Raw genomic sequence first — 16,905 nt, 5'->3', positions numbered from 1 at the left:
AGAAAATAGGGGTAGAGGGTCTACGCTACAAATAAGCGGCTTACAAAATCTGTTTCACATCGGCCATGGTGATGCTGCCCACGCCCGGCACATTCAATTTCACGCCACCCGCGCCCGTCGACACGCTGGCGACCGAACCGAACATCAGCGCCGCTGCATCCGTGAGCTTGGCGCCGCCGCGCTTGGCTTCCACCGAGAAGGTGTAGGCGCCGTCCGGCAGCACGATGTTCTTGCCATCCTTGTCGAGGTCGGCGGTAGAGCCGTTCCAGCCCAGCGGCAAGGTACCCGCATCCTGCGGGCCCAGGTCGATGGAATGGACTTCCTTGCCCGTGCTGTTGTAGATGATGACCTTGACGCTATCGGCCGGCGTCGCCAGGTCCACGCCCAGCAGGGCCGCGCTCTTGCTCAGGGTAATGTTCTTGCCTGCCGTCAACACGCCGTGGCCGATGATATTGGCCGCCTGCATGGATTCGGCCTGCTGGTAACTGGTCTTCAGCGTTTCCAGGGTGGTATTGAGCTTGTTGACGCCCGTCACCGTGGACAGCTGTGCCAGCTGGCTGGTCAGCTGTGCATTGTCCAGCGGGTTCATCGGGTCCTGGTTTTGCAGCTGGGTCACCAGCAGGGTCAGAAATTTGTTCGTTTCCTCCTCGACGCTGCCCTTCGCGGCCGTCGTCTTCTTCGGATTCATCGTCGCCATCAGGTCGGTGACGGTGGCGGTACTGGTATCGATGGTTGCCATAATAGTCAGTCAGCCTTATTGGCCAATGGTAAGGGTTTTCAGGAGCAGCGACTTGGCCGCGTTCATGGTTTCCACGTTGGTCTGGTAGGAGCGCGAAGCCGACAGCATGTTGACCATCTCGTCGACCGTATTTACGTTGGGCATGGTGACGTAACCCTTCTCGTCGGCCAGCGGGTTCTTCGGGTCGTAGACCAGCTTCATCGGCGACGGGTCTTCGATCACCTTCTGCACCTTGACGGCCGTGGCGCCGTTGGCCATGGGCACGGCCTCGAACACCACCTGCTTGGCGCGGTAGGCTTCGCCCGTGGCGCTGGTGGCGCTGTCAGCATTGGCCAGGTTGCTGGCCACCGTGTTCAGGCGCTGCGCCTGGGCGCTCATGGCCGAACCTGACACATTGAAGATATTAAATAGCGACATGATTATTGTCCTCCCTGGATGGCCGTCAGCATGCCCTTGATCTGCGAGTTGAGGAAGGTCACGGCCGCCTCGTAGCGGATGGCGTTGTCGGCAAAGGCGTTGCGTTCGAGATCCATATCCACCGTATTGCCGTCGACGGCGCCCTGGGACGGCGCGCGGTACAACAGCGGCGTGCCGTCAGCCAGGGTCTCGACCTTGCTACCCGTGCTGCCAGCGGTGGCGGCGACGCCCTTGCCCGGCATATGCTGCGGCGCCGTGCCCTTCAGGGCCGGCTGCACGCCATCCTTGCGCGCCATCGCCCCCTTCAGCGCGCTGGCGAAATCGACATCGCGCGCCTTGTAGTTGGGCGTATCGGCATTGGCGATATTCGAGGCGAGCAATTCCTGGCGCGTCGAGCGCAGGCTCAGCGCCGTCTCGTTGAAGCGCATGTAATCGTCGAGTTTCCCTATCATGTCAGGCTCCGGAAAGATCTGCCACTGGCGCCTGAGATGGCGGAAGGATGGCGGTATAGTGATGACAGGAAACATAGTACGGTGCCCAACGGCAAGGCCATCGCTGGATCAGACCGTACTTTTACCCCTTAATCGGCGCTTCGATCAGGGCGGCGCGCACTATCATGGCAGTATTCCAGAGGCCTATCACCATGAAAACACCGCTCGCACTCCTTCTCGCTCTTGCCGCCCTGCCACTGCTGGCGCAAGCGCAAAACGCCGGCCGGCAGACGCCGGAAGCGCTGCGCAACAGCGTGGAACAATTCCTGCAGGTGCAAAGCAACGGCTTGCCGGGCAAGGTGACAATCAGCGTCGGCGCCGTCGATCCGCGCCTGAACCTGGCGGCCTGCCCCGCACCACAAGCATTCATGGCGCCGGGCGCCCGCGCCTGGGGCAAGACCACCGTGGGCGTGCGCTGCACGGCGCCAAGCAACTGGACCATTTATTTACAGGCGAACGTGGCCGTCGTGGGCGACTACGTGGCCAGCGCCGTGCCGCTGGCGCAAGGGCAAGCCATCGACGCCAGCCAGCTGGTGACGATGCAGGGCGACCTGGCCGCATTGCCGGCAGGCATCGCCACGGACATGGCCCAGGTGGTGGGCGCCAGCACGAATATTTCCTTGCCACCAGGCACGCCGATGCGCCTCGACACCCTGCGCCGCAAGCCGGTGGTGATGCAGGGCCAGCTGGTGCGCGTCGTTTCCAGTGGCAACGGTTTCCAGGTAGCATCAGAAGGACGCGCCATCGGCAGCGCCGGCGATGGCCAGACGGTGCAGGTACGCACGCAGAGCGGCCAGCAGATCAGCGGCGTGGCGCGCGCAGGCGGCATGGTGGAGGTCGCCTTTTAAACACGGATGGACAGCGATATTGTGGTCTGGCGCACTAAAGTTTCGGCAGAAGGTGCCGATAATGACACATATCCCGGAGTTTCTTGACTTCGACCAGACGAGGATCACGCTGTGAAAATTACCGACAACACCATTAAAAGCAATCCCGGCCTGCCGGTGGCGCCCGCGAGCACCTCCGGCGCCCGGAATGCCGAGAAAGCCCAGGCAACACCGACGACGTCGGACAATGTACGCCTGTCGCCGCAAGGACAGGCATTAGCGGCCAGTGCAACTGCCGGCAGCGGCGCCGTGTTCGACACGAAGAAAGTCGAACGCATCAAGCTGGCGATCGCCGACGGCCAGTTCCAGGTCAACTCTGAAAAAGTAGCGGACGGTCTCCTCGACACGGTCAAGGACTTGCTGCACTCACGAAATAGATAGGTTCCCTCATGCAATCAGTGACTCCGTTTTCCAGCCTGCGCGACGAGCAACAGCTCATGACCACATTGCTGGCATTGATGAAAGAAGAACAGCGGCATCTGGTTGCGGCTGACATCGATGCAATCACGGAGCTCACGGCGCGCAAGACGGCACTCGTAGGGCAATTGAGCCAGCTGGCGGCGCAACGCCACCAGGCGCTGGCGGCAGCCGGTTTCACGGCCGCCGAGGCGGGCATGGAAGACTGGCTGGTCGGCGCCGGCGAAGCCGAAGCGGCATCCCTGTGGAAAGCCCTGCTCGAGACCACGCGCGAAGCCAAGGAACAAAACCGACTGAACAGCCTGCTGGTCAACAAGCACATGCTGCACACGCAAGGCGCCCTGAACGCCATGCGCCCCACGGCCCAGAGCGGCAATTTCTACGGCCCCAGCGGCCAACCGATGACGAACACGGCCAGCCGGCGCGTCGTCATCGGCTAATTCCCCTTCTTATTTTCCTTATTCAACAGCGCCCCCCGGCAAGGCGCAGCGGCCTTGCCAGCTCAACCGTGCGCGGGTCGCCCAGCATGCTGGCGAAATTTCGCCGCGATGGCCTGCCCCTTCGCTGCGGCGGCAGCCTGCTGCTCCGGCGTCAGTTCCGCCTGCAGCCAGTGCCAGTATTCATCCTGATACGGATTGGTGACGCCGGGCGCCAGCATGTCGTCGTAGACGAGGCGCAGGGCCAGCAGGTAGCCATACGCTTGCGGCGCATCCTTCTGCACCACCTCGCCATCGCGCAGATACGCCATCATCAGGGTAGCCACGCTGGTGAGTTCGGCCGCGTCCGCCTGCGCCGTCAGCTGGGCGATGGCTTGCCGCTTCCATGCCTGCACCAGCGGATCGTCGGGACGGTTGCGCAGCGCGCTGCGGTCGCCGAACGGGCCTTCCGACAGGAACAGGGTGGCGGCGCCCGGCACGCCCGCCTTCGCTGCAGTGGCAAGGTAACCGAGGCGGTCTTCGCGCTGGCGCTGCGTCAGTTCCGCGCACAGCTGCTGCTGGGCGGCTTTTTCTTCCGCCGTCATCTCGCGTCCCAGCTCGAATTCCATCCCCGGCAAGCGGCTTTCGCGTTGGAAAACGATGCAGTCGTCGATCAGGTTGAAGGCCGCATACGCATCTTCCGCCCTGCCGCTGGCACCCAGGCGTTCGAGTCGCTGCGCCAGGGACACGACAACGGGCACCTGGGCCGCAGGGACGGAGGCATCGATATTCAAATACGATTCCAGGCTGCGTCCCGGCGGCGCGCTGGCGGCAATGGTGGCGGCAACTTCCGGCGCGCCGCCGTCGGACGCGGGCCAATACGCCAGCGCCAGCGCTGCCGCGATGGCAGCAGCGATGGCGATGCCGGTCAGTTTGATATTCATCATGAAGTGGCGCGCGTGGATGGGAAGCGCACGTTACCACGGGCGCGCGGCACAGTCCCGCACGCACGCGAGCCGGCTAGCCGCCGGCCTTTTTAGGCTGGTGACCCAGCTTGGCCAGCGCGGCCAGGATGGTGTCCACGTGGTCGCCCTGCACTTCGATCACGCCATCCTTGACCGTGCCGCCCGAGCCGCATTGCGTGCGCAGCTGCTTGCCCAGCAGGACCAGCGCGATGGCGTCCAGCGCCAAGCCTTTCACCACGGTGACGCTCTTGCCGCCGCGCCCCTTGGTCTGGCGCGATACGCGCACCACACCGTCGCCCGCAGGCGCCGCCTTGGCTTGCGCCTTGCACACGCATTGCGCCAGCGGCTGGCGGCAGGCGGGGCACATGCGGCCCGTTTCGGTGGAATACACGAGACCGCCCAGGGAACTGCTTTTCATGATCGAGAGATAAAAAGGGAGAAGGCCGCGATTGTACCAAGCGCCGGGGTTCAGTTGGCCGGTGCCGGTGCCGGTGCCGGTGCAGGTGCGACGGGCGCCGTTGGCACTTCCGTCACCGTTTCGGGGATGCCGGACAAAATCGTCACGGCGACCCGGCGGTTGCGCGCGCGCCCTTCCGGCGTGGCGTTCGGCGCCACGGGGATGTTGTCGGCGTGGCCCACGGCCGTCAGGCGCGAGGCTTGCACGCCGCTGGCGATGAACAGGCGCACCACGGCGCTGGCGCGCGCGGCCGACAATTCCCAGTTCGAGGCAAAGGTCGAATTGCTGATCGGCTGGACATCCGTATGCCCTTCCACCTGCACGTCGTGCGTATCATCCTTGAGCAGCACGGCCACGGCGCGCAAGGCCTGGTCCGACTCCATCGTCAGCCCTGCGGCGCCCGGGTCGAACAGCACGCTGGCATTGATTTCCACGCTCACGCCGCGGCTCGTCTGCGTGACCCTGACTTTGCCTTCCTTGACCAGCGGCGCCAGGGTGGACGTGAGGTCCTGCGCCAGGCGCGTCATGTGTTCACGCTCGCGGCGGATGGCTTCCGTGCGGCGTTTCAGGGCCGGATTCGGCAGCGGGATCGCCTGCGGCGCTTCCATGATGATGGGCGGCGCGCCCTTTTCCAGGCTGAAAGCCTGGCCGATGGCGTTCTGGAAGACGCGATACTTGCCCTCATTGACTTGCGAAATCGCATACATGACGACGAAAAAGGCGAACAGCAAAGTGATGAAGTCGGCGTACGAGATCAGCCAGCGGTCCTGGTTGTCCGGTTCCTCGTCATACTTCCTGCGTGCGCGCCGCATCATGCTCAGTGCTCGTGCAGCAGGCTGGCCACGCGCTCTTCGATGATGCGCGTATGGTCGCCCGTGGCGATGTCGTACAGCACGGCGGCCGTGATTTCGTACTGCAGCACGCGGCGCGTGACGATGGCCTTGAGTTTATTGGCCACCGGCAGGAACAGCAGATTGGCCAGGCCCACGCCATAAATCGTCGAGACGAAGGCCACGGCGATGCCGCTGCCTAATTTACTCGGGTCGGTGAGGTTTTCCATGACGTGGATCAGGCCCAGCACGGCGCCCAAAATACCGATGGTGGGCGAATAGCCGGCCGCCGATTCCCACACCTTGACGGCCTGGCGCTCGGCCAGCTCGTAGGCGGAGATTTCCACGTCGAGCAGCTGGCGCAGCTTGTCGGGCGCGATGCCGTCAACGATCATCCTCAAGCCCTTGGCGTTGAAGCGGTCGGCCGTGTTTTCCATCAGGCGCTCGAGCGCCAGCGGGCCATCGCGGCGCGCCGTCAAACTCCATTGTCCGATGTCGCGCGCCAGTGCGGCACGCGTGTCGGCCGGCGGCAGGAAGACCCAGCGCAGCATTTCCAGGCCGCGCACGAAGGTGCGCAGCCGCGTTTGCAGCAGCACGGCGCCGAAGGTGCCGACGATGACGATGGCAAAGGCGGCCGGCTGCAGCAGGGAGGCCATCTTGCCGCCTTCCAGTGCCTGGCCGACCAAGAGGCCCGCCAGCGCCAGCGCCAGCCCGATTACGCTGGACCAGTCCACGCCTGCTCCCTCAAGGTTGCGCGCAGGCGCGCGACGGCCTGGGTATGCAGTTGCGAGACGCGCGATTCGGAGACACCCATCACCGCACCGATCTCCTTCAGGTTCAGCTCTTCTTCGTAATACAGGCCCATGAGTATTTTCTCGCGTGGCGGCAGCGCGTCGATGGCATCGATCACGGATTGCCGGAAATCGGTATCGAGCAGGGAACGCAAGGGGTCGCTGTCCTCGTCCACGCAATGGCGGTCGAGGAAGCTGTCATTGCCGTCCGGGTCATGAAAGTCTTCGTAGTACAGCAACTGGTGGCCGCCGCCGTCGCCCAGCATTTCCTGGTAGTCCGAGAGCGACATTTTCAGCAGTTTCGCCACTTCCGACTCCGTCGGCGGGTGGCCCAGGCGCTGCTGCAAGGCGCTCATCGCCTCCTCGATCTTGCGCATATTCTGGCGCATGCTGCGCGGCAGCCAGTCGCTGGTGCGCAATTCGTCGAGCATGGCGCCGCGGATGCGCAGCACGGCATACGTCTCGAACTGCGCGCCATGCGTCTCTTCATAGCGGCTAATGGCATCGAGCAGACCGATCATGCCGGCCTGGATCAGGTCATCGACCTCGACCGAAGGCGGCAATTTCGCCTTCATATGGTGCGCCAGACGCTTCACCAACGGAATGTGCTCCGTCAGCAAATAGTCCTTGTTCGATTTCCCTTTGACCGTGTACATAGGCTGCTTATTGTTTTAACTGCTATCGTGTGCTGATGATGGAATCAGGCGCTGAACTGGTGCAGGCTCCCCGTCTGGTACAAGGTGCCACCGAGCACCGGTGCCGCCGAACGGGCCAGCCGCTCGGCCAGTCCGCGAAACGCCACCGAGGCTCCCGCCAGCGGAAAGGCATCGACCACGCTGCGACCCAGCCGCGCCGCGCGATGCAGATACTCATCGGCAGGCACCGACCCCATCGAGGTCAGTTTCACGGCCAGGTAGCGGCTCGCCGCCTGCGCCATATTATCGTATACCACTTTTGCCTCGGATTCGGAAGCGCCGGTGACCAGAATGCCAAACGGACGGCGTCCCAGTTCCTGGCTCAGGCGCTTGATCAGGCAGTACGCGGCCTTGATCGAGGTGGCGCTGCTCGAGACTTGCACCACGATGTCGGACGAGGCCATCAGCGGCACAGGGAAGCAGGCACCCTCGTCGGCCACGACGCCGTCGACCAGCACGATGCCGCTCTGGCGCGCCAGCACTTCGAAAGTCTTGCCCAGGCGGCGCAGTTCGTCCTCGCCCGCATAGTCCATGCTGTCCATCAGATGGTTGCGTGCGCCCAGGCTGGCCACGCCAAAGCCTTGCGGCACCTGGTGGATGACCTGGTTCAAGGCGCACTGCTGGCGCGCCACGTCGCGCAGGCTGGCGCCGTGCGCCAGTCCCAGGCGCGCAGCCACGCCATCGCTGCCGCCACTGGCGTCGAGCAGCAGCACATCATTGCCGCCGTAAGCCAGCGAGGCGCCCAGGTTGACCAGCATGGCGCCCTTGTCATCTTGCGGCGTGGCCGATAAAAATGTCATCACGCGCGGCTGCGGGCCGGCCAGCATGCGGCGCAAGCCTTCGGCCTGGTCGAAATCGAAATTAGCCAAGGTGCACCCCGCGCGCTTCATTGTTGCGGGCGGCCGCCTGCGCCATCAGCAGCGGCAGTTCGGCATCGGAAAACTGCGTGGCCGCCGCATCGCGCTTGAGCTTGAAGGCGCGGTCGATCAGGTAGCCGCGGTCGGCCAGGTACAGGTCTTCCGGCACGCGCTGGCCGTTCGACACATAAAACAGGTTCAGCTTCTGGCGGATCACCACGTCGAGCACATTGCCGATCGACGCCGCTTCATCGAGCTTGGTCATGATGCAGCCGGCCAGGCCGCTGCCCTGGTAGGCGCGCACCACTTCATTGAGGGTTTCCTGCGTCGCCGTGGAATTCAGGCACAGCAGGCGTTTCACATCGGCGCCAGCGCCCGACAGCATGGCCACCTGTTCCGTCACCATCTGGTCGCGCTGGCTCACGCCCACCGTATCGATCAGCACCGTGTGCTTGTTCTTCAATTCCTTCAGGGCGATGCGCAAGTCTGCCTCATCCTTCACCGAATGCACCATCACGCCGAGGATCTTGCCATAGATGCGCAGCTGTTCGTGCGCGCCGATACGATAGGCATCGGTGGTAATCAGGGCCAGCTTTTCCGGGCCGTGGCGCATCACGCAGCGGGCCGCCAGCTTGGCCGTGCTGGTGGTCTTGCCGACACCGGTCGGGCCTACCAGGGCAAACACGCCGCCCTGCTCCAGCATGGCGTCTTCATTGGCGACCGTATTCAGGTTACGGCTGAGGACGGTCTTGATCCAGCGCATGCTTTGCGCGCCATCGAGGCCGGCGGGCAGCTTGTCGATCAGGTAGCGCGCCAGGCTGGCGGAAAAACCGGCGGCCAGCATTTCGCGCAACACCACGGCTTTTTGCGGCTCGCGCTGCTGCGTCGAGCCCCACGAGATTTCCGCCAGCTGGGTTTCCATCATGCCGCGCATGGCGCGGATTTCATTCATCATGCCGCTCATCTCGGCGGCGGCATTTTCCTTGACGTGCGCCAGCGCGCTGGCCATCATCTGCTGCATGCGGGCCATGTCCACTGGCTCGGAAGAAGCCTGGCGCGGCGCGGCCGGGCGTGGCGCAGCCGGGCGCTGGGCCGGGGCGGCTGCGCGCTGCGGCGTGGCGAACTGGGTCTGCAACTGGGGACGGGGCTGGGCCATTTCGGACGCGGCCGGCGGCGAGGCCAGCGAAGCGGCATCGTCATTGGCCAGCGCGAGGATTTCCACCACGCCATCGGCCTGGCGGTTCGACAGGATCACGGCATCGGGGCCCAGCGCTTCGCGCACCTTGCGCAGCGCATCGCGCGACGAAGCGCCCGTAAATTTCTTCACATTCATGACCGGCCTCCCAAGGCGGGGGTGGCGCAATATTGGCTGAACTGTGTGACCATCGTCGACTCCTGTTGCTTGGGTGCTGTCTTCCTCATGGACACAGATCACCCGGACAGTTTCCATTATTAGCGATGCCTGGAGGAAACGATCGAAGGAACAGGACGGGAAAGTACCCGTTATTCAGTTTGCCGGGAGGAAATTGATGTTTATTTGACCAAAAGCAAGGACCGGGAGGCTGGGGTCAGACCCCCACCGATGCTAACGCAAAGCTCCGCGCTAACGCTAGCGGGGGTCTGACCCCGATGCTAACAATGCCAACTACTGCGCGCCCACCAGACTGGTGACGCGAATGGTCTTGGTTTCCGGCACTTCCGCATGCGACAGCACTTTCAGCTGCGGCAAGGCGCGGCGCAGGAAGCGCGACAGCAAGGCGCGCAGCGGCGCCGGCACCAGCAGCACCGGCGTCAGGCCCAGCGCTTCCTGTTGCTGGGCAGCCAGGCCCGCCTGGTGCGCGATGGTATCGGCCAGGCCCGGCTCGATGCCGGCGCCATCGCTGCCATTGCCCATGGCTTGCATCAGCAGGCGCTCCAGGCGGCTGTCCAGGGTCATCACCGACAGTTCGGCCGCGCCGGGGAACAATTGCTGCACGATGGCGCGGCCCAGGGATACGCGCACCAGCGCCGTCAACTCGTTCGGGTCTTGCGTATTGACCGTATGCTCGGCCAGGGTCTCGATGATGCTGCGCATGTCGCGGATATGCACGCCCTCGGCCAGCAGGTTCTGCAGCACCTTTTGCAGGGTCGACAGCGACAGCATCTTCGGCACCAGGTCTTCCACCAGGCGCGGTGCATCCTTGCCCAGGTGGTCGAGCAGGGACTGCACTTCCGCGCGGCCCAGCAGCTCGGAAGCGTGCGAGGTGATCAAATGGTTCAGGTGCGTGGCCACCACGGTGCCCGCATCGACCACCGTGTAGCCCATCGATTGCGCCTGGTCGCGCAAGCTCGCGTCGATCCAGGTGGCGGGCAGCCCGAACGCAGGGTCGCTGGTGGCCAGGCCCGGCAAGGTGCCACTGGCCATGCCGGGATTAATCGCCAGGAACTGCCCGTTGAACGCTTCGCCCACGCCCACTTCCACGCCCTTGAGGGTGATGCGGTAGGCGGAAGGTTTCAATTCCAGGTTGTCGCGGATATGCACGGGCGGCGCCAGAAAGCCCACTTCCTGGGCAAATTTCTTGCGGATGCCCTTGATGCGCTTGAGTAATTCGCCGCCCTGCGTCTTGTCGACCAGCGGGATCAAACGATAGCCCACTTCCAGGCCCAGGGTATCGACGGGCATGATGTCTTGCCAGCTGGCTTCTTCCTGCTCGGGCGCCACGGTGGCTTGCGGCACTTCGGCCGGCTTCTCGGCCGCCGCTTTTTCCTGCGTGCGTTTCTTGCTGATCAAATAGGCGGAGCCGGCCAGCAGCGAGGCCAGCAGAAGAAAGACCATGTTCGGCATGCCCGGAATCAAGCCCATGCCGCCGATGATGGCGGCGGTAATGTACAGCACTTGCGGCTTGGCGAACAGCTGGCCCACCAGCTGGGTGCCGATGTCCTGGTCGCTGGCCACGCGCGAGACGACGATACCGGCCGCCGTGGAAATGATCAGCGAAGGAATCTGCGCCACCAGGCCGTCACCGATGGCCAGCAGGGTGTAATTCTTGAGCGCGTCGGCAAAGCCCATGTCATGCTGCAGCAAACCCACCAGCAAGCCGCCGACGATGTTGATGACGGTAACCATGATGCCGGCGATGGCGTCGCCGCGCACGTATTTGCTGGCACCGTCCATGGCGCCATAGAATTCCGCTTCCTGCGCCACTTCCGTGCGGCGGCGACGCGCTTCGTCTTCGCCGATCAGTCCGGCGTTCAGGTCGGCATCGATGGCCATCTGCTTGCCGGGCATGGCGTCCAGCGCGAAGCGGGCGCCCACCTCGGCGATACGGCCCGCACCCTTGGTCACCACGGTAAAGTTGATGATGGTCAAAATGATGAACACCACGATACCGACCGTGTAGTTGCCACCGATCAGGAAGTGGCCGAACGCTTCGATCACTTTACCGGCAGCGTCGGCGCCCGTATGGCCTTCCGTCAGCACCACGCGCGTGGACGCCACGTTCAGCGACAGGCGCAGCATGGTCGACACCAGCAGGATGGTCGGGAACGCCATGAAGTCGAGCGGCTTGACCGTGTACAGCGCCGTCAGCAGCACGATGATGGACAGCGCGATATTGAAACTGAAGAAAATATCGAGGATGAAGGCCGGCAGCGGCAGCACCATCATCGCCAGCAGCATGATGATGATGATCGGCGCGGCGAGACCCTTGCTGGCGTTGCTGCTCATTCCGCTGAGCCAGGCTGGCAATCTCAGGCCGTTCATGGTGTACTTCCTTTATTCTTGTCTGCTGCGTCGGATGCGGCTTTGGTCTGCGATGCGGGGTCGAGCGGATCGAGCTCCGGCGGCACATCGAGTTTTTTCGGCTTGTCGGGCCGCTGGCCGTGGCCACTGCCGTAGCTGCGCAGCTGGAACACATATGCCAGCACTTCGGCCACGGCGCCATACAACGCCGCGGGGATCTCGTCGCCGATGTCCGTGTGCTTGTACAGCGCACGCGCCAGGGCCGGTGCTTCCAGGATGGCGACCTTGTGTTCGCCCGCCAGTTCGCGGATCTTCGCCGCCACCTCGTCGATGCCCTTGGCCACCACCTGCGGCGCGCCGCGCGAATTCTCGCCATACTTCAAGGCCACCGCGTAGTGGGTAGGATTGGTCACCACCACGTCGGCCGTCGGCACGTCGGCCATCATGCGGCGGCGCGACATTTCATGCTGCATCTGGCGTATCTTCGCCTTGATCTGCGGATTGCCGTCCGACTCCTTCGATTCCTGCTTGACTTCCTGCAAGGACATTTTCATCTTGTTGGCGTAGTGCCACATCTGGTACGGACCGTCGATGGCGGCGATCAGGCCCAGCGCGCCCACGATCATCAGGAAGGCCGTGATCAGCAGGCTGATCAAATGGGCCGAACCGGCGCGCAAGGATTCGACCGACAGGCCCAGCACGGCGTCTTTCTGGTGCTGCATCACCATCCAGGCGACGACGCCGACGACGATGGTCTTGGCGACAGCCTTGAGCAATTCCACCAGCGAATTCTTGGAAAACATGTTGCCCAGGCCGCGAATCGGGTTGAGCTTGCCAAAATTGGGGGTAAACGCCTTGGAACTGAACAGCCAGCCGCCCACCAGCACGGGAGAAGCCAGGGCGACGAGCATGATGGCCAGCGCGTACGGCAAACAAGTCAGCAAGACGGAGCCCACGTCGTAGCCGATGCGCAGCATCATCGCGTCGGGATTGAGGATTTGCTCCCGATCCAGGGTCAGGCCGGAGACCATGACGGCCGTCAGCCGCCGCACGATGGCGTCGCCGGCAAACCACAGGCAACAACCGGACGCCATCAGCACAGTGAACGTTGCCACTTCACGCGATCGCGGAACGTCGCCTTCCTCACGCGCCTGCTCGAGGCGCTTCGGTGACGCGGCTTCGGTCTTTTCTGCGTCGCTGTCTTCCGACATCAATCAACTCCGGTGAAGTCCTGCAGCCTGATTAGGCGCAATACGGACTGGGCATGACGCATTATCGGTTCCAGCGGGCGAATGCCATCGGCGGAACAGGGGGGCAAATCCCCTGCATTTCCCTTTGCCTATAAGAAACTTAACGCGACTTGCGCGCTTCGGCTTGCTTCACCGTCTGCTCGATGGCGCCAAACAGCGACTTACCATCATCACCCAGCATTTCCAGTCGAAGCACATCACCGAACAGCAAATAGGGCGTACTGGCGACGCCATCGGCGATCATCTCCTGGTTACGTCGCTCAACGATACTGGAAAAGCCCTTCTTGACTTCTTTGTTGGCGACGCCGCCCGCACTGACCACGCTGCCGGCGCGCGCGTTGCGCGTCTGGCACAAATGGGCGAGCAATTGCGGATAATTAAACGCCATGTCGGCGCCCGCGTGGGGCTGGCCCGTCAATTTGCCGTTCAGGCTGCAACGCAGGGCGGAATGCACCTTGCCGCCGCGCCAGGCGTCGCCCAGCTCGTCGGGCGTGATGGTCACGGGCGAGCAGGCCATGGCCGGTTTCGCCTGCAGGAAGCCGTAGCCACTCGCCTGTTCGTCGTGCGCCAGGCTGCGCAAGCTAATGTCGTTGACCAGCATCAAGAGCTTGATGTTCAGGTGTGCCTGGTCCGGCGTCGAGCCCATGGCCACGTCGTCCGTGATGGCAGCGATACCCGCTTCGTAATCGATGCCCCACTGCTCGTGCGCCAGGGTGATGTCGTCGTTGGCGCCGAGGAAATCGTCGCTGGCGCCCTGATACAGGCGTGGCGCCTCGCGCAAGTTGGCGGGCGCGTCAACGCCCGCCGCCTTGCAGGCCCGCTCGATCTGCTGCAGGTAAGAGGCGCCAGCCACGCGCAGGCTGCTGCGCGGCAAGGGCGCCATGCAGTTGGCCGTATCGAACTCGAAGGCGCGATGACCGCGGCCGCTATTGATGGTCTGGTACAGCAAGTCCAGCTGGGGCGCGATGAAACTCCAGTCGTCGAGCGCCTTTTGCAGGGTCGAGGCGATGCCATCGGCCAGATGGGCGGTTTTCAGGTCGCGCGAGACGACAGCCAGCTGGCCGTCGCGCGTGCCATCCTTCAGGGTAGCTAATTTCATGTGGAGGAAACTTCGTCAAATGCAGGCAATTAGGGACTAAAGACGCCAAAAAGCCGGGACATCCCCGGCTTTGGCGGTCAGGAGGGATTTACGCCAGCAGCGCGATCTGCTCGGGCGTGAGGTAGCACCACTCGCCTTCGGCGATGCCCAGCGATTCCAGCGTCAGGCTGCCGATGGCGGAACGGTGCAGCGCGCTGCAATGGTTGCCGGCGGCGGCCAGCATGCGCTTGACCTGGTGGTATTTGCCTTGCTCGAGCACGATTTCCAGCTGGAATTCTCCGCGCTGGACGCAGACCAGGGCCGCCAGCGGGGCCGGTTCATCGTGCAATTGCACGCCAGCCAATAGCTGCGCCACCAGTTCATCGGTCACGGGTTCTTGCGTGACAGCCTGGTAAATCTTTGGAACGTGACGCTTCGGCGACGATTGTGCATGGATAAATGGGCCATCGTCGGACATCAGCAGCATGCCGGTCGTATCGTGGTCGAGCCGGCCGACGGGCTGGACTTCGCGCCAGGTGAACTGTTCCGGCAGCAGGGTCAGCACGCCAGGGTGATGACTGGGCTTGCGCGAGCATTCGAAGTTGGCAGGCTTGTTCAGCGCCAGGTACAGGTGCGCGCGGTACACCCACTCTTCTTCGAAAACGTGCAGCACCAAGCCTTCGGTCTCGACGGTGGTGCGGTAATTGGTCTGGGTGACGCCATCGATGACGACATCGCCATCCTCGATGAGGGAACGACAATATTTACGGGTGCCAAAACCCTGCGATTGCAGGATGCGGTCTAGGGATAATTTACTCATGGGCGTGACTTTACCAGAAGCAGCTGGCAGCGTGAAGCGGCGGCGCGCACCGCCTGCGCCTGGCGGCGGAGCGCGCGCCAGCCTTGCGCAGGCACACATAAGGCGAAGCACAAGGTGAGATTTCGATATAAATGGCCAATTTCTTTGAGATATATCAAGCGCTCGGAATATCGCATTGATAGACTGAAACTTCGTTAGGAATCCGCCTAATGAGCTTTAGGAATAATAACCAAACAACGACTCACAAGGATATTGTATGAAGCATACCGATACCATCGCCTTACAAGGCAGCATCGCCGACATGCGCAAGCGCATCGCCGTGGAACAGGCGGCCATGCACAAAGTCAAACTCGGCGTGGCGCGCTGGCGCAACGCCCCTGCGCCGCAGGATGCGAACGCGCCGCCGGCACCAGCGCGCCAGACGCACTGGCATGCCGAGGCGCAATACCATTTCATGTGTTGGCTGGAACAGGGCGGCTTTGCACACGCGGATACGGATACGGATACGGCAGCCGACAACGTCAGCGCACCCACCATGGCGGAAACGCCGCCCGATACCAGCACCAGCACCAGCAGCACAGCAACGGCGCCGGCCCGGCAAGCAGCCACCCCGCCCCTGCCCGCACACTGCAACGGCTGCGCCGCCTGAGCGCACCGCCATCGAACCAGCCATGCCTCACCCTCGCATGCCTACCTTGCCATCTCGCCCAGACAACGCAACAACGACGCTTCGCGCCAGCACATCCAGCACGAACGACGCACAAAAGGAAACGGCGGCATTGCGCCGCCGTTCCCAAGCCCCAACGGGACTTTAGTGAGGAATGTAAATTCACTCAAAACCACATCTGCGATGCGGCGAGTAGTTCCAAGACCTGCCAATCAAGTTAGTACTGACAACATAGTTGATATATCGCCCCTCCTTGAAAAGAACTACGCCTTCACTATAGCCCAAGCAGTCCCTTTTTCAAGCCAAAATACCACCTTATTGAAAATCATTCTCGACTGGCTTGCCTGCCTGCCAAGAGTGATGTCCTCAACGCAATGCCGGTTGTGACTGCTGCACGGCCGCCTTCATGGCACCGGCGCCCATGGCGGCGCCAAATTTTTTCAGCACCCGTTCCGGCAAGCCTTCATGCTGCGTGTAGTCGACGATGTCTTCCGCCTTGACGACGTCGCGCGCCACGCTGTCGACCGTGCCGAAATCATCGGCCAGGCCCATTTCCACGGCTTTTGCGCCCGTCCAGTACAAGCCGGAGAAGGTATCCGGCGTTTCCTTCAGGCGCTTGCCCCGTCCCGTGCGCACGACGTCGATGAATTGCTGGTGGATTTCATTGAGCATGCCTTGCGCATACGCCTTGTGTTTTTCCGTCAACGGGCTGAACGGGTCCATGAAACCCTTGTTCTCGCCCGCCGTCAGCAGGCGCCGCTCGACGCCCACCTTTTCCATCACGCCCGTAAAGCCGAAGCCATCCATCAGCACGCCGATGGAGCCCACCACGCTGGCCTTGTTGACGTAGATGCGGTCGGCGGCGGCGGCGATGTAATAGCCGCCCGAGGCGCACATTTCATCGACCACCACATACAAGGGCTTGTCCGGATAGCCCTTGCGCAGGCGCCGCATCTCGTCAACGATCATGCCAGCCTGCACGGGACTGCCGCCCGGACTATTAATATGCAGCACCACGGCGACGGAACCGGCATCGGAAAATGCCTTGTCCAACGCGGGGATGACGACGGCAGCCGAGCCGCTACCTTCGGAGTCGATGGCGCCGCTAATGTCGATCAGCGCCGTGTGGCGGCCCAGGGTCTCGCTGTCATCGGCCGTGTTGTAGTCATAAAACACCCACAGGGCGAACAGCACGATCAGCAGGCCGAAGACCTTGAAAAAGATGCTCCAGCGGCGGTGCGCGCGTTGCTCTTGCAAAGTGGCAAATACCAGCTTTTCCAGCACGTCGCGCTCCCAGTGGCCGGCCGGGGCGCCGCCGCTGGCGGCTGGCGCAGGCCCCGTCACCGTGTCATTCGTGTTATCGCTCATGGTTCACTTTATTTAAATTACAGAAGACCTAAACCCGCC

General features: G+C 63.0%; 19 protein-coding genes. 4 read left to right on the top strand and 15 right to left on the bottom strand.

Annotation, left to right across the window (positions count from 1 at the left end):
• Positions 1 to 40 precede the first annotated feature (40 nt).
• From ACQ4WP_RS10960 to flgB, 3 genes are read right to left on the bottom strand one after another with little or no spacing between them, the layout of a single operon-like run.
• Entirely contained in the window at positions 41 to 739 is a 699-nt protein-coding gene (locus ACQ4WP_RS10960; protein WP_436520466.1) for a flagellar hook assembly protein FlgD, read from the bottom strand.
• A 15-nt stretch (positions 740 to 754) separates the two neighbouring features.
• A complete protein-coding gene (flgC, locus tag ACQ4WP_RS10955) occupies positions 755 to 1,156 on the bottom strand; it encodes a flagellar basal body rod protein FlgC (protein ID WP_034754081.1) in 402 nt (133 codons plus the stop codon).
• Positions 1,157 to 1,158: 2 nt separating this feature from the next.
• Positions 1,159 to 1,608: a flagellar basal body rod protein FlgB gene (flgB, locus tag ACQ4WP_RS10950; protein ID WP_436520464.1), complete on the bottom strand. Its 450-nt coding sequence runs from the start codon at positions 1,606 to 1,608 to the stop codon at positions 1,159 to 1,161.
• Between the two features lie 191 nt (positions 1,609 to 1,799).
• On the opposite strand from flgB, the gene flgA reads away from it, so the two are divergent.
• The 3 genes from flgA to ACQ4WP_RS10935 all read left to right on the top strand — a co-directional run bounded on the left by flgA (position 1,800) and on the right by ACQ4WP_RS10935 (position 3,391).
• Positions 1,800 to 2,495 carry a flagellar basal body P-ring formation chaperone FlgA gene (gene flgA / locus ACQ4WP_RS10945; protein ID WP_282406775.1) on the top strand — a complete coding sequence of 232 codons (696 nt, stop codon included), beginning with the start codon at positions 1,800 to 1,802 and terminating at the stop codon, positions 2,493 to 2,495.
• A 111-nt stretch (positions 2,496 to 2,606) separates the two neighbouring features.
• Positions 2,607 to 2,915, top strand: coding sequence for a flagellar biosynthesis anti-sigma factor FlgM (gene flgM / locus ACQ4WP_RS10940; RefSeq protein WP_034787161.1), 309 nt, complete (start codon positions 2,607 to 2,609; stop codon positions 2,913 to 2,915).
• 8 nt (positions 2,916 to 2,923) lie between these two features.
• Complete coding sequence (locus ACQ4WP_RS10935) at positions 2,924 to 3,391, top strand: flagella synthesis protein FlgN (RefSeq protein ID WP_436520462.1); 468 nt, start codon at positions 2,924 to 2,926, stop codon at positions 3,389 to 3,391.
• A gap of 62 nt (positions 3,392 to 3,453) precedes the next feature.
• Here the strand turns inward: ACQ4WP_RS10935 and ACQ4WP_RS10930 are convergent, their stop codons facing one another.
• The 11 genes from ACQ4WP_RS10930 to ACQ4WP_RS10880 all read right to left on the bottom strand — a co-directional run bounded on the left by ACQ4WP_RS10930 (position 3,454) and on the right by ACQ4WP_RS10880 (position 14,831).
• Complete coding sequence (locus ACQ4WP_RS10930; protein WP_436520460.1) at positions 3,454 to 4,314, bottom strand: hypothetical protein; 861 nt, start codon at positions 4,312 to 4,314, stop codon at positions 3,454 to 3,456.
• A gap of 73 nt (positions 4,315 to 4,387) precedes the next feature.
• The gene (locus tag ACQ4WP_RS10925; protein WP_436520458.1) at positions 4,388 to 4,750 is read right to left on the bottom strand and encodes a translation initiation factor Sui1; all 363 of its coding nucleotides are present in this window, start codon (positions 4,748 to 4,750) and stop codon (positions 4,388 to 4,390) included.
• A 50-nt stretch (positions 4,751 to 4,800) separates the two neighbouring features.
• The gene (motD, locus tag ACQ4WP_RS10920) at positions 4,801 to 5,601 is read right to left on the bottom strand and encodes a flagellar motor protein MotD (RefSeq protein WP_436520526.1); all 801 of its coding nucleotides are present in this window, start codon (positions 5,599 to 5,601) and stop codon (positions 4,801 to 4,803) included.
• Between the two features lie 5 nt (positions 5,602 to 5,606).
• Positions 5,607 to 6,353: a flagellar motor protein gene (locus ACQ4WP_RS10915; RefSeq protein ID WP_436520456.1), complete on the bottom strand. Its 747-nt coding sequence runs from the start codon at positions 6,351 to 6,353 to the stop codon at positions 5,607 to 5,609.
• The gene (locus ACQ4WP_RS10910; RefSeq protein ID WP_436520454.1) at positions 6,335 to 7,066 is read right to left on the bottom strand and encodes an RNA polymerase sigma factor FliA; all 732 of its coding nucleotides are present in this window, start codon (positions 7,064 to 7,066) and stop codon (positions 6,335 to 6,337) included. The genes ACQ4WP_RS10915 and ACQ4WP_RS10910 overlap by 19 nt, the downstream gene beginning before the upstream one ends.
• A gap of 44 nt (positions 7,067 to 7,110) precedes the next feature.
• Positions 7,111 to 7,974: a MinD/ParA family ATP-binding protein gene (locus ACQ4WP_RS10905; RefSeq protein ID WP_436520452.1), complete on the bottom strand. Its 864-nt coding sequence runs from the start codon at positions 7,972 to 7,974 to the stop codon at positions 7,111 to 7,113.
• Positions 7,967 to 9,295, bottom strand: coding sequence for a flagellar biosynthesis GTPase FlhF (flhF, locus tag ACQ4WP_RS10900; protein ID WP_436520450.1), 1,329 nt, complete (start codon positions 9,293 to 9,295; stop codon positions 7,967 to 7,969). Before flhF ends, ACQ4WP_RS10905 begins: the two co-directional genes overlap by 8 nt.
• A 312-nt stretch (positions 9,296 to 9,607) precedes the next feature.
• Positions 9,608 to 11,704 (bottom strand): flagellar biosynthesis protein FlhA, encoded by a 2,097-nt coding sequence (gene flhA, locus ACQ4WP_RS10895; protein ID WP_436520448.1) that lies wholly within the window; start codon positions 11,702 to 11,704, stop codon positions 9,608 to 9,610.
• Positions 11,701 to 12,894, bottom strand: a complete 1,194-nt coding sequence (flhB, locus tag ACQ4WP_RS10890; protein ID WP_436520446.1) for a flagellar biosynthesis protein FlhB — start codon at positions 12,892 to 12,894, stop codon at positions 11,701 to 11,703. The genes flhA and flhB overlap by 4 nt, the downstream gene beginning before the upstream one ends.
• A 139-nt stretch (positions 12,895 to 13,033) precedes the next feature.
• Positions 13,034 to 14,032, bottom strand: coding sequence for a fumarylacetoacetate hydrolase family protein (locus ACQ4WP_RS10885; protein WP_436520444.1), 999 nt, complete (start codon positions 14,030 to 14,032; stop codon positions 13,034 to 13,036).
• Between the two features lie 88 nt (positions 14,033 to 14,120).
• Entirely contained in the window at positions 14,121 to 14,831 is a 711-nt protein-coding gene (locus tag ACQ4WP_RS10880; protein WP_436520442.1) for a pseudouridine synthase, read from the bottom strand.
• A gap of 256 nt (positions 14,832 to 15,087) precedes the next feature.
• Between ACQ4WP_RS10880 and ACQ4WP_RS10875 the strand changes: the two genes are divergently transcribed.
• The gene (locus ACQ4WP_RS10875; RefSeq protein ID WP_436520440.1) at positions 15,088 to 15,480 is read left to right on the top strand and encodes a hypothetical protein; all 393 of its coding nucleotides are present in this window, start codon (positions 15,088 to 15,090) and stop codon (positions 15,478 to 15,480) included.
• Positions 15,481 to 15,864: 384 nt separating this feature from the next.
• Here ACQ4WP_RS10875 and ACQ4WP_RS10870 read toward each other — a convergent pair whose 3' ends face one another.
• Positions 15,865 to 16,866, bottom strand: a complete 1,002-nt coding sequence (locus tag ACQ4WP_RS10870) for a S49 family peptidase (protein WP_436520438.1) — start codon at positions 16,864 to 16,866, stop codon at positions 15,865 to 15,867.
• Positions 16,867 to 16,905: the final 39 nt, after the last annotated feature.

Source organism: Janthinobacterium lyxosi, from assembly GCF_051380665.1.
GTDB lineage: Bacteria > Pseudomonadota > Gammaproteobacteria > Burkholderiales > Burkholderiaceae_D > Janthinobacterium.
This window is presented reverse-complemented; position numbering and strand designations above follow the sequence as displayed.

Coding starts and splice junctions, on each gene's coding strand:
- motD (WP_436520526.1), bottom strand. CDS start 5,601: ATGCGGCGCGCACGCAGGAAGTATGACGAGGAACCGGACAACCAGGAC.
- ACQ4WP_RS10930 (WP_436520460.1), bottom strand. CDS start 4,314: ATGATGAATATCAAACTGACCGGCATCGCCATCGCTGCTGCCATCGCG.
- ACQ4WP_RS10925 (WP_436520458.1), bottom strand. CDS start 4,750: ATGAAAAGCAGTTCCCTGGGCGGTCTCGTGTATTCCACCGAAACGGGC.
- flhA (WP_436520448.1), bottom strand. CDS start 11,704: ATGAACGGCCTGAGATTGCCAGCCTGGCTCAGCGGAATGAGCAGCAAC.
- ACQ4WP_RS10885 (WP_436520444.1), bottom strand. CDS start 14,032: ATGAAATTAGCTACCCTGAAGGATGGCACGCGCGACGGCCAGCTGGCT.
- flhB (WP_436520446.1), bottom strand. CDS start 12,894: ATGTCGGAAGACAGCGACGCAGAAAAGACCGAAGCCGCGTCACCGAAG.
- flgB (WP_436520464.1), bottom strand. CDS start 1,608: ATGATAGGGAAACTCGACGATTACATGCGCTTCAACGAGACGGCGCTG.
- ACQ4WP_RS10880 (WP_436520442.1), bottom strand. CDS start 14,831: ATGAGTAAATTATCCCTAGACCGCATCCTGCAATCGCAGGGTTTTGGC.
- flgC (WP_034754081.1), bottom strand. CDS start 1,156: ATGTCGCTATTTAATATCTTCAATGTGTCAGGTTCGGCCATGAGCGCC.
- ACQ4WP_RS10870 (WP_436520438.1), bottom strand. CDS start 16,866: ATGAGCGATAACACGAATGACACGGTGACGGGGCCTGCGCCAGCCGCC.
- flgA (WP_282406775.1), top strand. CDS start 1,800: ATGAAAACACCGCTCGCACTCCTTCTCGCTCTTGCCGCCCTGCCACTG.
- flhF (WP_436520450.1), bottom strand. CDS start 9,295: ATGAATGTGAAGAAATTTACGGGCGCTTCGTCGCGCGATGCGCTGCGC.
- ACQ4WP_RS10910 (WP_436520454.1), bottom strand. CDS start 7,066: ATGTACACGGTCAAAGGGAAATCGAACAAGGACTATTTGCTGACGGAG.
- ACQ4WP_RS10935 (WP_436520462.1), top strand. CDS start 2,924: ATGCAATCAGTGACTCCGTTTTCCAGCCTGCGCGACGAGCAACAGCTC.
- ACQ4WP_RS10960 (WP_436520466.1), bottom strand. CDS start 739: ATGGCAACCATCGATACCAGTACCGCCACCGTCACCGACCTGATGGCG.
- ACQ4WP_RS10875 (WP_436520440.1), top strand. CDS start 15,088: ATGAAGCATACCGATACCATCGCCTTACAAGGCAGCATCGCCGACATG.